The following is a 14093-nucleotide window of genomic DNA, read 5'->3' as shown; positions in this document are numbered from 1 at the left end:
TGTTTTATTTCAGCTTGATGCGGGGATCGACGAGCGGCGCGATCATGTCCGCCAGAAAATTGCCCAGCACGATGAAGCAGGCCGAGACCAGCGTGACCCCCATGATGATCGGGATGTCGATGCGCTGGATCGCCTGCCAGGCGAGCTGGCCGATGCCGGGCCAGCCGAAGACGCTCTCGACCACGACGATGCCGGACATGAACAGCCCGATGTCGATGCCGATCATGGCGATGATCGGCAGGATGGCGTTGGGAACCACGTGGCGCAGCACGATGCGCAGCTTGCCGAGCCCCTTGGCCCGGGCGGTGCGCACGAAATCCCGCCCCAGCACGTCGATCATCGAGGATCGCATCATCCGCGAATACCAGCCGGCGCCGAGCAGCCCGATGGTCATCGCCGGCAGCACCAGATGCGCAAACGTGCCGTAGCCGCCGATGGGAAACCAGGCGAGCTGCACCGCGAACACGTAAAGCAGCAGGATGCCGACGACGAATTGCGGGGCCGAGATGGTGACGAAGGAAAACACCATCAGCGACTGGTCCAGCGGCGTGTTGCGCCTGAGCGCCGCGATCGCGCCCATGCTCAGCCCCATGACCAGTTCCGCGACGATGGCCCCGAACATCAGCAGCAGCGTGGCGGGCAGGCGCGCGGCGATCAGCGTCGCGACCTCGGTGCGCTGCAGGTAGGATCGCCCCAGATCGCCCTGCAGCAGGGCGCCCAGATAGCGCCCGTATTGCACGTAGAACGGCTGATCGAGCCCCAGTTGCGCGCGAATGTTGGCGACGGTTTCGGGCGTGGCGCTGCGCCCGGCGATCTGGCGCGCCGGGTCGGCGGGCACGAGGTAGAGCAGGATGAAGGTGACGAAGGTGATGCCGAGCAGGATCAGCAGGGTCTCGCCAATGCGCCTGATCAGATACGCGCCCATCAGTGCCGCCCCTTCAGCTTGGGGTCGAGCACGTCGCGCAGCGCGTCCCCGAGCAGGTTGAAGGACAGCGCCAGGAACACGATCAGCAATCCGGGAAAGAACACCAGCCAGGGGGCGGTTGCGAAATAGGTCTGGTTCTCGAAGATGATGTTGCCCCAGGACGGGGTCGGCGGCTGCACGCCGACGCCAAGGTAGCTCAGCGTCGCCTCCAGCAGCACGGTGGTCGATATGCCCAGCGTGCCGAAGACGATGATCGAATAGATCAGGTGCGGCAGGATGTGTTTCCAGATGATGCGCAGGCTTCCCGCGCCGATGGCGCGCTGCACGTCGATGAATTCGCGCTGCGATATGGCCCGGGTCTCGGTGTAGATCACCCGCGCCATCTGCACCCAGTTGACCATGGCGATCACCAGCGCCACGATCAGCAGCGAAGGCTTGAAGATCGCCGCCAGCACGATCGCCAGCAGCAGCGCCGGAAAGGCCATCATCAGGTCGGTGAAGCGCATCAGCGCGCCGCCGAGGACGCCGCCGAAATACCCCGCGACGATGCCCACCGAGGCCCCGAACAGCACCGCGATGCCATTGGCCAGCAACCCGATGATCAGCGAGGTCTGGGCCCCGAGCACGAGCCGCGAGAACAGGTCCCGCCCCAGCAGGTCGGTGCCCAGCCAGTAATCCGCCGAGGGCGACAGCGGCGCGCCCTCGATGCTGAGCCCGTCGAACATCTGGTCATAGGGATCGTAGGGGGTGATCCACGGCGCCGCGAAGGCGGCGCCGAACAGCAGCCCGATGACCCCCAGCGCGAAGATCGAGCGCGGCCGACGCAGCAGCGCGCGCAGCGCCGACGCCGGCGGGGGCGTCGCGGCGGCCCCGGACCCGGCGCGCGATTCAGACATCCGGCGCGGCCCGGGCGCTGCGCGCGTCGCGATTTTCGCTGTTGGTCAATGGCATGGCTCCGACTTCATTCGATATGGCGTTCAATCCGCCCCCTCCCGCGGCATGTCCCGACAATCCGGGATCAAAGACGCATGATCGCGACATGTCCGCCGCCGCCGCCCCCTAGCGACCGACCGCATAGGCCTGCATCTGGCGCGGCGTCGCCGCCGCCCGCAGGACGCCGTCGCCGCCCCGCGACGCGGCCGTGAGCCGCCCGACGCTCCAGGGCTCGGCAGCCTCCACCTCATGCCCGCGCGCGCGCAGGTCGGCGATCACCCCGGCCCCGGCCGAGGCCTCGATCATCATCCGCCCCGGCGCCGCCAGGCGCGGCCAGAACGAGGCGGTGAAATGCTGGGAATGGAACAGCGGCGCGTCGATCGCCTCCTGCATGTTCATGCCGCCATGGACCAGCCGCAGGAAGAAGATCAGCTGCCACTGGTCCTGCTGATCGCCCCCCGGGGTGCCGAAGGCCATGCGCGGCCGGCCTTCATGCAGCGCCAGCGACGGGGTCAGCGTGGTGCGCGGCCGCCGCCCTGGCGCGAGGCTCGACGGCAGGCCGGGATCGAGCCAGAACATCTGCGCCCGCGAATTCAGCGGGAACCCGAGCCCCGGGATCACCGGCGAGGATTGCAGCCAGCCCCCCGACGGCGTCGCCGACACCATGTTGCCCCAGCGGTCGATGACGTCGAGATGCACCGTGTCGCCGCGCCGGTTGACCAGATGCGCCATGGTCGGCTCGCCCGCGTCCGCGCCGACCGACGCATCCGCCGCCCGCGCCGCGCGCGCGATCGCGGCGTCGGCCAGGCGCTCGAATCCGGGGATGCGCCCGGGGCGCTGTTCCAGCGAGGCGGTCGCGCCGATCAGCTTGCGCCGCGCGGCGGCATAGGCGTCGGACAGCAGCGTCTCCATGGGGATGTCGGCGAAATCCGGGTCGCCGTAGAACGCCTCGCGATCGGCGAAGGCGAGCTTCAGGGCCTCGACGGTTGCGTGGATGAAATCCGCGCCCAGCGGCGCCATGGCGTCGATGCCGGACCCGTCGAGGATCTTCAGCGCCTGCAACAGCGCCGGCCCCTGCCCCCAGGGGCCGGTCTTGGCCAGGGTCCAGTCGCCGTAATCGCCGGTCAGCGGGGGTTCGTAGCTTGCCTGCCACGCGGCCATGTCGGCGCCGGTCAGCACCCCGCGGCGGCGCGCGCCGGTCCCGTCCATGACCTCGGCATGGGCCAGATAGGCGTCGATGGTCTCGGCGACGAAGCCGCTGGAAAACGCCGCGCGGGCGTTTTCGATCTGGGCCTCGCGACCGCGCGCGCCCTCGGATTCGCGCAGCACCCGGTCCCAGGTGTCCGCCAGCGCCGGGTTGCGAAACAGCGCGCCAGGCGCCGGCGCGACGCCGCCGGGCAGCCAGGTTTGCGCCGAACTCGGCCATTCGGCGCGGAACATGTCCGCCAGACCGGCGATCACCCCGGACACGGAGCCAAGCATGGGATGGCCGTGGCGGGCGTAGAAGATCGCCGGGGCCAGCGCCTCGCGCAGCGATATGGCGCCGTAGTCGCGCAGCATCAGCATCCAGCCGTCGAACGCCCCCGGAACCACCGTCGCCAGCAGCCCCGAACCGGGGATCAGGTCCAGCCCCTCGCCGCGATAATGGTCGATCGTGGCCCGCGCCGGGGCGACGCCCTGGGCGCAGAGCACCCGCGTCCGGTCCTCGCCCGCGATGTGTAAAATCGCCGGGAATTCGCCGCCGGGGCCGTTCAGATGCGGTTCGACCACATGCAGGACGAACCCCATCGCCACCGCGGCGTCAAAGGCGTTGCCGCCCTTTTCCAGCACCCCGAACCCGACGGCGGAGGCCAGCCAATGCGTGGAGGCGACGATGCCGAAGGTGCCCGCGATCTCCGGGCGAGTGGTGAATGCGGCCATGCACCCGCTCCTGTTGCTAGTCCGGGGTCCTGAAGGTCTCGGGGCCGACGGCCTCGATCAGCGACGGCGACCAGCGCGACAGCACCAGATGCAGATGCCCGACGATGGCTTTTTCGGCGCGGTCGGCGTCGCCGCAGGTGACTTCGGCGAGCAGCGCGCGGTGCTCGTCGCCCGCGACGGCCTCGTCATAAAGGTCGCGCGACACCTCGACGCCGCCAAGCGTGAAGCGGTGGATGTGCAGCGCGCAACGCGTCAGCAGCGGCGACAGCAGCCCCATGCCCGAGGCCCGCGCCAGCAGCGCGTGAAAGGCGCGGTCCATCTCGGCGCTGCGGTAGAGGTCCTCGACGCCGTTGGATTCGTCCACCTGCGCGGCCAGCGACTCCAGCGCCGCCATATGCGGACCGACCCCGACCCGCGCCAGCCGCCGCGCCACGCCGCGCTCGATGGAGAGGCGCGCGCGCACCATTTCCACCGCCTCGGCCAGGCTGGTGTCGGTGACCCGCGTGCCCTGATAGCCGGAGCGCTTCACCAGCCCGTCATCGTCGAGCCGCAGCAGCGCCTCGCGCACCGTGCTCTGGCTGCAGCCGAAATTCCCGGCGAGGTTCTGCTCCCGCAACTGCGCGCCCGGGACGAAATGGCGAAACAGGATCGCCTTCTTGATGATCCCGTAGACCTGATCGGATTTCTTGCCGCCGATGCGGCGAAAATCCGGCGCGAGCCTCCCGATATCGGTTTCAGACAGCATTGACAGGGCCATTTCGCTCGCCTCTAATATCGATAACGATAACGATACGATTCCGCGATGTCCAGCCCGGTTTCCGGGCGGGCGTCGCCCCCCGGGGGGGGGCCGACACCGATGACGCTTCTGCGCGTTGAGAACCTGGCGATCGACGTGGCGCGCGACGGCCGGCGCCGCCGTCTGGTCCATGAGTCGAGCTTCGCGCTCGATCGCGGCGAAACCCTCGCCATCGTCGGCGAATCCGGGTCCGGCAAATCCCTGAGCGCGCTGGCGATCATGGGGCTGCTCGACGAGGGGCTGAGCGTCGCGGGCGGCGAAATCCTGTTCGACGGGCGCGACCTCGCCCGCCTGTCGCCGCACGACATGAACGCCCTGCGCGGCAGCGACATCGCCATGGTGTTTCAGGACCCCATGACCTCGCTGAACCCGGTGCGATCCATCAAAAGCCAGCTCACCGAGGGCATGCGCCTGAAGCTGGGTCTCAGCCGCCGCGCCGCCGCGGCGCGGGCGCTGGACCTGCTGGGCGAGGTGGGGATATCGGAGCCCGAACGCCGCCTGCGCCAGTATCCGCACCAGTTGTCGGGGGGCATGCGCCAGCGGGTGATGATCGCCATCGCCCTGTCCTGCGAACCGCGCCTGCTGCTGGCCGACGAACCGACCACGGCGCTCGACGTGACCATCCAGGCGCAGATCCTGACCCTGACCGCGCGGCTGTGCCGGGATCACGGGGTCGGGCTGGTGCTGATCACCCATAATCTGGGCATCGTGGCGCGCTACGCCCAGAGCGTGGCGGTGATGTATGGCGGGCGGGTGGTGGAACGCGCCGAGGCCCCGGAACTCTATCGCAACCCGGCCCATCCCTACACGCGCGGGCTGCTGGATTCGGCGCCCCGCCTCGACCTGCCGCGCCACCTGCCGCTGAAGCCGATCCCCGGCGCGCCGCCCGATCCCACGCAGCCGGTGAGCGGCTGCCCGTTCCACCCCCGCTGCCCGCTGACCACGGACCGGTGCCGCGCGGACATCCCGCCGATGCAGGCCAGCGGCGGCCATGAAGTCGCCTGCTGGCGCGCCGATCCGGCGCCCGCCCCGGCGCGGGAGGCGGTGGCATGACCGCGCCGCTGCTGGAAATCCAAGACCTGCATGTGCGCTTCGCCATCCGCTCGGGCCTGCTGCAGCGGGTCACCGGCGAGGTGAAGGCGGTGAGCGGCGTCAGCTTTTCCATCCCCCGGGGGCAGGCATTCGGATTGGTGGGCGAATCCGGCTGCGGCAAGACCACGGTGGCGCGCGCCGTGCTGCGGCTGGTCGAGGCCAGCGCCGGGGCGATCCGCTTTGACGGCGAGGACGTGGCCAGGATGCAGGGCGCCGGGCTGGCCAGGTTTCGCGGCAAGGTGCAGGCGATCTTTCAGGATCCGCAGTCGTCGCTGAACCCGCGCATGACCGCCGGGCGCATCATCGGCGAACCGATCCGCGTGCACCGCCTGAAGCCCCTGCGCGAGGTGGCGGGCGAGGTGGCGCGTCTGCTCGACATCTGCGGGCTGCCCGCGCGCTTCGCCGAACTGCACCCGCACGAGATGTCCGGCGGCCAGCGCCAGCGCATCGGCATCGCCCGGGCGCTGGCCATGGGGCCGGAGCTGATCGTCTGCGACGAGGCGGTGTCGGCGCTCGACGTGTCGATCCAGGCGCAGATCCTCAACCTGCTCGAGGACCTGCAACGCGAATTCGGCCTCACCTACCTGTTCATCGGCCATGACCTGTCGGTGGTGCGCCATCTCTGCGATCAGGTGGCGGTGATGTATCTGGGCCGGATCGTCGAGACCGCGCCCTCCGACCCGCTGTTCGCCGCGCCGCATCATCCCTACACGCAGGCGCTGATCGACGCCGTGCCCAATCCCGATCCGGAATCCGAGGCCGACCGCGTCGTCGAGCCGCTGCGCGGCGAGGTCCCGAGCCCGGTCAACCCGCCCTCGGGCTGCGTGTTCCATCCGCGCTGCCCCGTCGCCACCGCCCGTTGCGCCCGGGAGGCGCCGAAACTGGCCCCCGTCGCGCCGGCGCACGCGGCCGCCTGCTGGAACGCGGAGAGCGCCGCGCCGCGCCCCGACCGAAATCCGACCGAACCACCCCGTGAAACCGATTGCGCAGGAGCTGTTCCATGAAAAACGCCGACTCCCACATTCTCAAGCGAATCCGCGCGCTCTGGAGCGAAGCCCATGATTTCGATCCGCGCGACCCGATGTTCGGGCTGAGCGCGCGGGAAATGTCCGGGCCCAGCCTGTCGCGCCGCGCCACGCTGCGCCTGCTGGCGGCCAGCGGCGCGTTGACGGCGGCGCATCTGCTGCCCGGCGCCGCGCCCCGGGCGCAGGCCGCTGCCGCCGGCGGCACGCTGAACTGCGGCTGGGCCGGGGTGGCCGAGATCCAGACCCTGGATCCGGCCCGCATCGGCCAGGTGCTGCAATTCCAGATCGCCTCCAACGTGCTGTCGGGGCTGATGCATATCGATTCCGACCTGGTGCCGCGCGGCGATCTGGCGGAAAACTGGACCGTTTCCGACGACGGCCGGATCTACACGTTCCAGCTGCGCCGGGGCGTGACCTTCCACAACGGCGACCCATTTGACGCCGACGACGTGCTCTACACCTTCGAACGCTCGTCGAACCCGGAAATTTCGATCCATTCCAAGGTGCTGAAGAATGTCGAGAAGCTGGAAAAACTCGGCGCGCACGAGGTGCGCTTCACGCTGAAGAAGCCCCAGGCCTCGTTCCTGACCAAGACGCTGGAGCGCGCCTCGGGGCGGGCCATGACCATCGTCTCGCGCGGGGCGCTGGAAAAGATGGGCGCCGCCGATTACGGGCTCGCGCCCGTGGGCACCGGGCCGTTCCGGGTGGCCAGGCATGTGCTGGGCCAAGGCGTCACGCTGGAGAAATTCGCCGATTACCACGACCCCGAGCGCCCCAGGCTCGACCGTGTGATCATCCGCCCCATCGACGGGGTGGAGCCGATCGCCGCGGCGCTCGAAGCCGGGGACATCCAGTATATCGGCGGCAACGGCATCGCCGCGCAGCTGATCGACCGCTTCAAGGCCAATCCCGATCTGGTGGTGGACATCAAGCCGGGGCCGGGCTTTCAGGCGGTGTGGATGAACCCGTGGCGCGACCCCATGCGGGTCACCAGCTTTGACAAGCCGCTGGCCGAGCTGAAGAAGGACAAGGGCTTCATGGTGCGTCTGGCGCTGGCCAAGGCGCTGGACCGCGACACCTATGTGAAGCAGGCGCATTTCGGCTACGCGGCGCCGGGCTTCGGGTCAATCAATCCGGCCATGGCCTATTACTACGACGCGGGGATTTCCGAGATCTCCGAACAGACCTACGACCCCGCGGGCGCCCGCGCCCTGCTGGCCGAAGCCGGGTTCCCCGGCGGCGAGGGCTTTCCGGAGCTGGAGCTGATCACCACCCCGGCGCAAAAGCGCAACGGGCTGGTGATCGCCAACATCTACAAGACCGTGCTCGGCATCCGCGTCAGGGTCACGCCCAAGGAATTCTCGGTGGGCATCGAGGATTTCAACAAGATGGAATTCGACATGCGGCTCGGCGGCTCGGGCGGGGATTACGACCCCGATGACGGGCTGGTGGACTGGATGAAGACCACGTCGAAATTCAACGGTCGAACCCGCGACACGACCAAATACCCGTTCGGCTATTTCAGCGATCCGGAGGCCGACGCGCTGATCGACGAGGAATCGGTGACCGCCGATCTCGAAGCCCGTCGCGCGCTGGTGCGCAAGGCCAACCGCATCACCTCGGACAAGGTGGCCTGCGGGTTCCTGTATCACCCGGTGGACGTGCTGGTGCACCATGCCTCGGTGACCGTGCCGGGGATCGGCCGCATCCCCGGCCTGCATGATTTCGACCGGGTGACCATCGGCTGATCCGCGCCGACGACCGGGCCGGGCCGCGCGACGGCCCGGCGACCCGCCCGCCTGCCCGCCCAATCCCCCGCCGCGATCAGGGAGACCGCAATTGACCACCTACATGCTGCGCCGGCTGATCGGCGCCGTCCTGGTGATGTGGGCGGTGGCGACGCTGGTGTTCTTCATGCTGCGCCTGGTGCCCGGCGACCCGATCGCCGCCATGCTCGCCGACGCCGGCGGGCCGGACGAGATCGCCGCCATGAAGCGCAGCCTCGGATTCGACCGCTCGGTGTTCGTGCAATACTGGATCTGGTTCACCAACATGCTGCAGGGCGATCTGGGCGCCTCGATCTACGGCAGCCGGGCGCCGGTGCGCCAGATCCTTGAGGAAGCCTTCCCGCGCACCATCTCGCTGTCGCTGCTGGCGTTCTTCATCGCCCTGGCCATCGCCGTGCCCGCGGGGATCCTGTCGGCCACAAGACGCAACTCCGCCACCGACAACAGCGTGTCGCTGCTGGCCTTCCTTGGCCTGTCGATGCCGGATTTCTGGCTGGCGATCCTGCTGATCATCGTCTTCGCCGCCAATCTGCAATGGCTGCCCGCCATCGGCTACGCGCCGCTCAGCGAGGGGCTGTGGCCGTGGCTGCGCCACCTGATCCTGCCGGCCATCGCCATCGGCACGGCGTTCTCGGCGATCATCGCGCGCATGATCCGATCGTCCCTGCTGGAGGTCCTGAAGGCCGATTACATGCGCACCGCCCGCGCCAAGGGGCTGACCCCGCGCATGGTGATGCTGGGCCACGCCCTGCCCAACGCCATGATCCCGGTGATCACGGTGATCGGCATCGCCTTCGCGCTGCTGATCTCGGGCGCGGTGGTGGTCGAGAACGTGTTCGCCATCAAGGGGCTGGGCCGGGTGCTGATCCAGGGCATCCTCAATCGCGACTACCCGGTGGTGCAGGGCGCGGTGCTGGTGGTGTCCGCGATCTTCGTGTTTTCCAACCTGCTGGTCGATCTGCTCTACGGCGTGATCGACCCGCGCATCAGGCTGACCCAATGACCGACGCCGCGATCCCCGTCCCCGCGCCCCGCCGATCGCGCCTGCGCGCCCTGCTGGCGCAGGACCGCAAGGCGCAAGTCGGGCTGGCGGTGCTGGGCCTGATCGTTCTGGGCGGGCTGCTGGCCCCGATGCTGGCCCCCTTCGATCCCAACGAGATGACCTTCGACATGATGATCGGCATGTCATGGACCCATCCTCTGGGCACCGACGATCTGGGCCGCGACCTGCTCAGCCGCATCCTCTACGGCGCCCGCATCTCGCTGTTCATCGGCGTGTCGACGGTGGCGCTGGCGCTGGCGGCGGGGCTCGCGCTCGGGCTGATCGCGGGCTATTTCGGCGGCTGGATCGATCTGGTGATCATGCGCTACATCGACCTGCAATGGGCGTTCCCGAATTTCATCATCGCGGTCTACCTGGTGGCGGTGTTCGGAACCGGGCTGCTCAACGTGATCGTCGCCATCTCGCTGGCCTTCGTCGACGATTTCGCCCGCATCGCGCGGTCCATGACCCTGACCCTGCGCGAGGAGCAATACGTGGACGCCGCCCGCACCATGGGTTTTTCGGACATGCGCACGCTGTTCGTCCACATCCTGCCCAACGCCGCGGCGCCGATCATCGTGCAGGCGACGGTCAGCGTCTCCTACGCCATTCTCGGCGAGGCCAGCCTGTCGTTTCTCGGGCTCGGGGTCGATGCCGACACGCCGACCTGGGGGCTGATCCTCGCCGACGGGCGCGGGTTCGTGACGCAGGCCTGGTGGCTTGGCGTGTTCCCCGGCGTCGCCATCATGCTGGTGGTGCTGTCGATCAACTTCATCGGCGACTGGCTGCGCGACGCGCTGGACGTGCGCCAGGGCGTCTGAGCCTCGGCCCCGCGCAACGCTCGGCGTCACGTCGCCCTGCGCCGCGTCGTCGAGCCCCCCCGAACGGCGCCGGCGCGCGCCGCCCGACGGATGGCGGCGCGTCAAGCGATCAGAGGATCTCCGGTTCGGGCGGCGCCGCGCCGAACCCGGTTTCCAGGCAGTCGAAATCGCAGCCCTCGTTGGCCTGGGTCACGTGGCGCGCGAACATCCAGCCGTAGCCGCGCTGGAATTTCGGTTCGGGGGGGCGCCAGGCGGCGCGGCGGGCGGCGAGCTCGGGCTCGGGCACGTCCATGCGGATGCTGCGCGCGTCCACGTCCACCTCGATCATGTCGCCGGTGCGCACCAGCGCCAGCGGCCCGCCCAGATGCGCCTCGGGGGCGACATGCAGGATGCAGGCGCCGTAGCTGGTGCCGCTCATGCGCGCGTCGGAAATGCGGATCATGTCCCGCACCCCGGCCTTCAGCAGCTTTTTCGGGATCGGCAGCATCCCCCATTCGGGCATCCCGGGGCCGCCCACGGGCCCGGCGCCGCGCATGATCAGCGCCGTGTCCGCAGTGACCCCGAGGTCGGGATCGTCGATCCGCGCCTTCATCTCGGCGTAGCTGTCGAACACCAGCGCCGGGCCGCGATGCTTCAGCAGCCGCGCGGCGCAGGCCGAGGGCTTGATGACGCAGCCGTCGGGCGCCAGATTGCCGCGCAGCACCGCCAGCGCGCCCTCGGCGTAGACCGGGTTGTCGAGCGGGCGGATCACGTCGTCGTTCCAGACCTCGGCCCCCGCGAGCCCGTCGCCGATGGTCGCCCCGCTCACCGACCGCGCGTCCAGCGCCAGAAGGCCGCGCATCCGCGCCATCAGCGCACGCAGCCCGCCGGCACGGTGGAAATCCTGCATCAGATGCCTGTCGCCCGAGGGGCGTATGTTGGCCAGCACCGGGGTCGAGCGGCTCACCGCCTCGAAATCCTCCAGCGATATGTCGAACCCGGCGCGCCGCCCCTCGGCGATCAGGTGAATGACGGCGTTGGTCGAACAGCCCATCGCCATGGCGACCCGGATGGCGTTCGCGAACGAGGCCCGCGACAGGATGTCGGAGGGCTTCAGCTCCTCGCGCACCATCGCCACGATCCGCCGCCCCGAGGCCGCGCACATGCGGACATGGTTGCTGTCGGGCGCCGGAATCGACGAAGCCCCCGGCAGGCACATGCCCATCGCCTCGGTCGTGGCGGTCATGGTGCTGGCGGTGCCCATGGTCATGCAATGGCCGTAGCTGCGGGCGATGCCGGCCTCGACCGCCTGCCATTCCTGCGCGTCGATCTCGCCCGCGCGCCGCTTGTCCCAGTATTTCCAGGTGTCCGAGCCCGAGCCCAGCGTCTCGCCCCGCAGATCGCCGCTGAGCATGGGCCCGGCGGGGACGAAGATCGCCGGCAGGTCCATGCTGATCGCGCCCATCAGCAGCGCCGGCGTGGTCTTGTCGCAGCCCCCCATCAGCACCGCGCCGTCGATGGGGTGGGAGCGCAGCAGCTCCTCGACCTCCATGGCCAGCATGTTGCGATACAGCATGGTGGTGGGTTTCACGAAGGTCTCGGACAGCGACAGGGCCGGCAATTCGAGGGGAAAGCCGCCGGCCTGAAGCACGCCGCGCTTCACGTCCTCGACCCGATGCCTGAAATGCGCATGGCAGGGGTTGATGTCGGACCAGGTGTTGAGGATGGCGATCACCGGCCGGCCGTGCCAGTCCTCGCGCCCGTAGCCCATTTGCATGAGGCGAGAGCGGTGGCCAAAGCCCCGCAGGTCGTCCGCGTCGAACCAGCGCGCGCTGCGCAGGGTTTTTTCGGTCATGTTCCGCCGCCTCGCTGTCGCCCCGGGGTTGCCCGCGCCTGCGCCGCCTTCATCCCCGCCGTGATGCCGCTTCGCGCCGACGGGGTCAACGATCACTCCATCATGCCGGGCAGAGTCATGGAGATCGCCGGCACGAAGGTGACCAGCATCAGCGCCGCCAGAATGGCGATGTAGAACGGCCAGATGCTTTTCACCGCCTTCTCGATCGGCACCTCGCCGATGGCGCAGCCGACGAACAGGCAGGCGCCCACCGGCGGCGTGCACAGGCCCAGCCCCAGATTCATCATCATCATCACCCCGAACTGGATCGGATCCATGCCCAGCCCGGTCGCCACCGGCAGGAAGATCGGCGTGCAGATCAGGATCAGCGCCGCCATGTCCATGATCATGCCCAGCGCCAGCAGCATCAGGTTGAGGATCAGCAGCACCACGATCGGGTTGTCGGAGACGTAGAACAGCGCCGAAGTCAGCCGCGCGGGCACCTGATAGAAGGCCAGCAGGTAACCGAAGGCCGAGGCGCAGGCCACCAGGATCATCACCATCCCGGTGGTGCGCACCGCCCGGGTGACGGCGGTCCAGAACGCCGCCCAGGACAGCGACCGGTAGGCGATCGCAGTGACGGCGATGGCGTAGATGGCGCCGATGGCCCCGGATTCGGTGACCGTGAACACCCCCGACAGCGCGCCGCCGACGATGATCACCGCGGTGAACAGCCCCGGCAGCGCCGTGACGAAGGCCAGCGCGATGACCCGCCAGCCGGCGAAGGGCTCCACCGGATAATCGCGGCGGATGGCGAGCCAGCGCGCGGCGACGGCGAGGCCGAGGCACATGATCACCCCCGGCACGATGCCGGCGATGAACAGCTTTGACACCGAAATGCCGCCGCCCGCGGCCACCACGAACAGGATCATGTTGTGGCTGGGCGGGATCAGGATGCCGGCGATCGACGATGTCACGGTGACGTTGACCGCGTAATCGGCCTCGTAGCCCTTTTCCTTCATCACCGGGATCAGCAGCGAGCCCAACGCCGAGACATCCGCCACGGCCGAGCCGGATATGCCCCCGAACAGCATGGAGGAGAACACGTTGACCTGCCCCAGCCCGCCGCGCATCCAGCCCACCGAGGACGAGGCCAGCCGCACCAGCCGCGCCGCGATGCCGCCCTGCAGCATCAGCTCGCCGGCGAAGATGAAGAACGGGATCGCCAGCAGCGAAAACACCGACACGCCCGACACGATGCGCTGAAAGGCGATCAGCAGCGGCAGCCCCTCATGGGCGAAGGCGGCGACCGCCGACAGCCCGATGGCGTAGGCCACCGGCACGCCAATGGCGATCAGCAGCGCGAAAAGCCCCAGAAGAATGATCAGCCCCATTACGGCATGTCCTTTGTCGAGGCCCCGCCAGCAGCCGCGCCGGCGCGCGCCGGATCCAGTTCCCGGGCGATGTTTCCCGCCGCGAACAGCGTCATCAGCGCGCCGCTGATCACCATCGGCAGGCTGCGCAGCCCCTCGGGCACGTTCAGCAGCGGGATCTCCTGCCCCCAGGTGAAGCTGGTCAGCGTGTAGGCGTTCAGCGCCATCAGCAGCCCGAATCCGATCAGGATGAGGTTGATGAGGATCGCCAGCCGCGATCGCCACGCCGCCGACAGCGCGTTGGGCAGGATCTCGACGCTCAGATGGGTGTTGTCGCGAACGCCCACCGCGGCGGACAGGAAGGTGATCACCACCACCAGCAGCAGCGAAAGCTGCTCCACCCATGTGGGCGTGGCATTGAGCACGTAGCGCCCGTAGACCAGCCAGCCGAAGGTCGTGACCAGCGTCACCAGACACAGGCCCGATATGACCACGCACAGGCGGGCAAGCGCCGCAAGCGACCGGTCGATGACCTGAAACAGACTTGGCTTGACGCCCATGTTTTC

The 14093-nt window shown here is 68.9% G+C and carries 12 protein-coding genes; 5 read left to right on the top strand and 7 right to left on the bottom strand.

The window, feature by feature from the left end; all coding sequences use genetic code 11:
* Positions 1 to 4: 4 nt before the first annotated feature.
* The 4 genes from AC1HC7_RS08825 to AC1HC7_RS08810 form a co-directional block, all read right to left on the bottom strand.
* Positions 5 to 925: an ABC transporter permease gene (locus tag AC1HC7_RS08825; RefSeq protein WP_479495542.1), complete on the bottom strand. Its 921-nt coding sequence runs from the start codon at positions 923 to 925 to the stop codon at positions 5 to 7.
* Entirely contained in the window at positions 925 to 1821 is an 897-nt protein-coding gene (locus tag AC1HC7_RS08820; RefSeq protein ID WP_479495543.1) for an ABC transporter permease, read from the bottom strand. Before AC1HC7_RS08820 ends, AC1HC7_RS08825 begins: the two co-directional genes overlap by 1 nt.
* A gap of 163 nt (positions 1822 to 1984) precedes the next feature.
* On the bottom strand, positions 1985 to 3778 hold the full coding sequence (locus AC1HC7_RS08815) for a gamma-glutamyltransferase family protein (RefSeq protein WP_479498940.1): 1794 nt from the start codon (positions 3776 to 3778) through the stop codon (positions 1985 to 1987).
* 16 nt (positions 3779 to 3794) lie between these two features.
* Entirely contained in the window at positions 3795 to 4523 is a 729-nt protein-coding gene (locus tag AC1HC7_RS08810; protein WP_479495545.1) for a GntR family transcriptional regulator, read from the bottom strand.
* Positions 4524 to 4634: 111 nt separating this feature from the next.
* On the opposite strand from AC1HC7_RS08810, the gene AC1HC7_RS08805 reads away from it, so the two are divergent.
* From AC1HC7_RS08805 to AC1HC7_RS08785, 5 genes are all read left to right on the top strand, one after another.
* Positions 4635 to 5627, top strand: coding sequence for an ABC transporter ATP-binding protein (locus AC1HC7_RS08805; protein WP_479495546.1), 993 nt, complete (start codon positions 4635 to 4637; stop codon positions 5625 to 5627).
* Positions 5624 to 6670 carry an ABC transporter ATP-binding protein gene (locus AC1HC7_RS08800; RefSeq protein ID WP_479498939.1) on the top strand — a complete coding sequence of 349 codons (1047 nt, stop codon included), beginning with the start codon at positions 5624 to 5626 and terminating at the stop codon, positions 6668 to 6670. Before AC1HC7_RS08805 ends, AC1HC7_RS08800 begins: the two co-directional genes overlap by 4 nt.
* Entirely contained in the window at positions 6667 to 8439 is a 1773-nt protein-coding gene (locus AC1HC7_RS08795; RefSeq protein ID WP_479495548.1) for an ABC transporter substrate-binding protein, read from the top strand. Before AC1HC7_RS08800 ends, AC1HC7_RS08795 begins: the two co-directional genes overlap by 4 nt.
* 91 nt (positions 8440 to 8530) lie before the next feature.
* Positions 8531 to 9481 (top strand): ABC transporter permease, encoded by a 951-nt coding sequence (locus tag AC1HC7_RS08790; protein ID WP_479495549.1) that lies wholly within the window; start codon positions 8531 to 8533, stop codon positions 9479 to 9481.
* A complete protein-coding gene (locus AC1HC7_RS08785; protein WP_479495550.1) occupies positions 9478 to 10341 on the top strand; it encodes an ABC transporter permease in 864 nt (287 codons plus the stop codon). Before AC1HC7_RS08790 ends, AC1HC7_RS08785 begins: the two co-directional genes overlap by 4 nt.
* 109 nt (positions 10342 to 10450) lie before the next feature.
* Here AC1HC7_RS08785 and araD read toward each other — a convergent pair whose 3' ends face one another.
* From araD to AC1HC7_RS08770, 3 genes are all read right to left on the bottom strand, one after another.
* Positions 10451 to 12175 (bottom strand): L-arabinonate dehydratase, encoded by a 1725-nt coding sequence (gene araD, locus AC1HC7_RS08780; protein ID WP_479495551.1) that lies wholly within the window; start codon positions 12173 to 12175, stop codon positions 10451 to 10453.
* Positions 12176 to 12267: 92 nt separating this feature from the next.
* A complete protein-coding gene (locus tag AC1HC7_RS08775) occupies positions 12268 to 13548 on the bottom strand; it encodes a TRAP transporter large permease (RefSeq protein ID WP_479495552.1) in 1281 nt (426 codons plus the stop codon).
* Entirely contained in the window at positions 13548 to 14087 is a 540-nt protein-coding gene (locus tag AC1HC7_RS08770; RefSeq protein WP_479495553.1) for a TRAP transporter small permease, read from the bottom strand. The genes AC1HC7_RS08775 and AC1HC7_RS08770 overlap by 1 nt, the downstream gene beginning before the upstream one ends.
* Between the last annotated feature and the right edge of the window lie 6 nt (positions 14088 to 14093).

The sequence above is a fragment of the Oceanicella sp. genome, assembly GCF_056449545.1.
The sequence above is the reverse complement of the archived record's forward strand: the minus strand, read 5'-3'. Positions and strand labels throughout refer to the sequence as shown.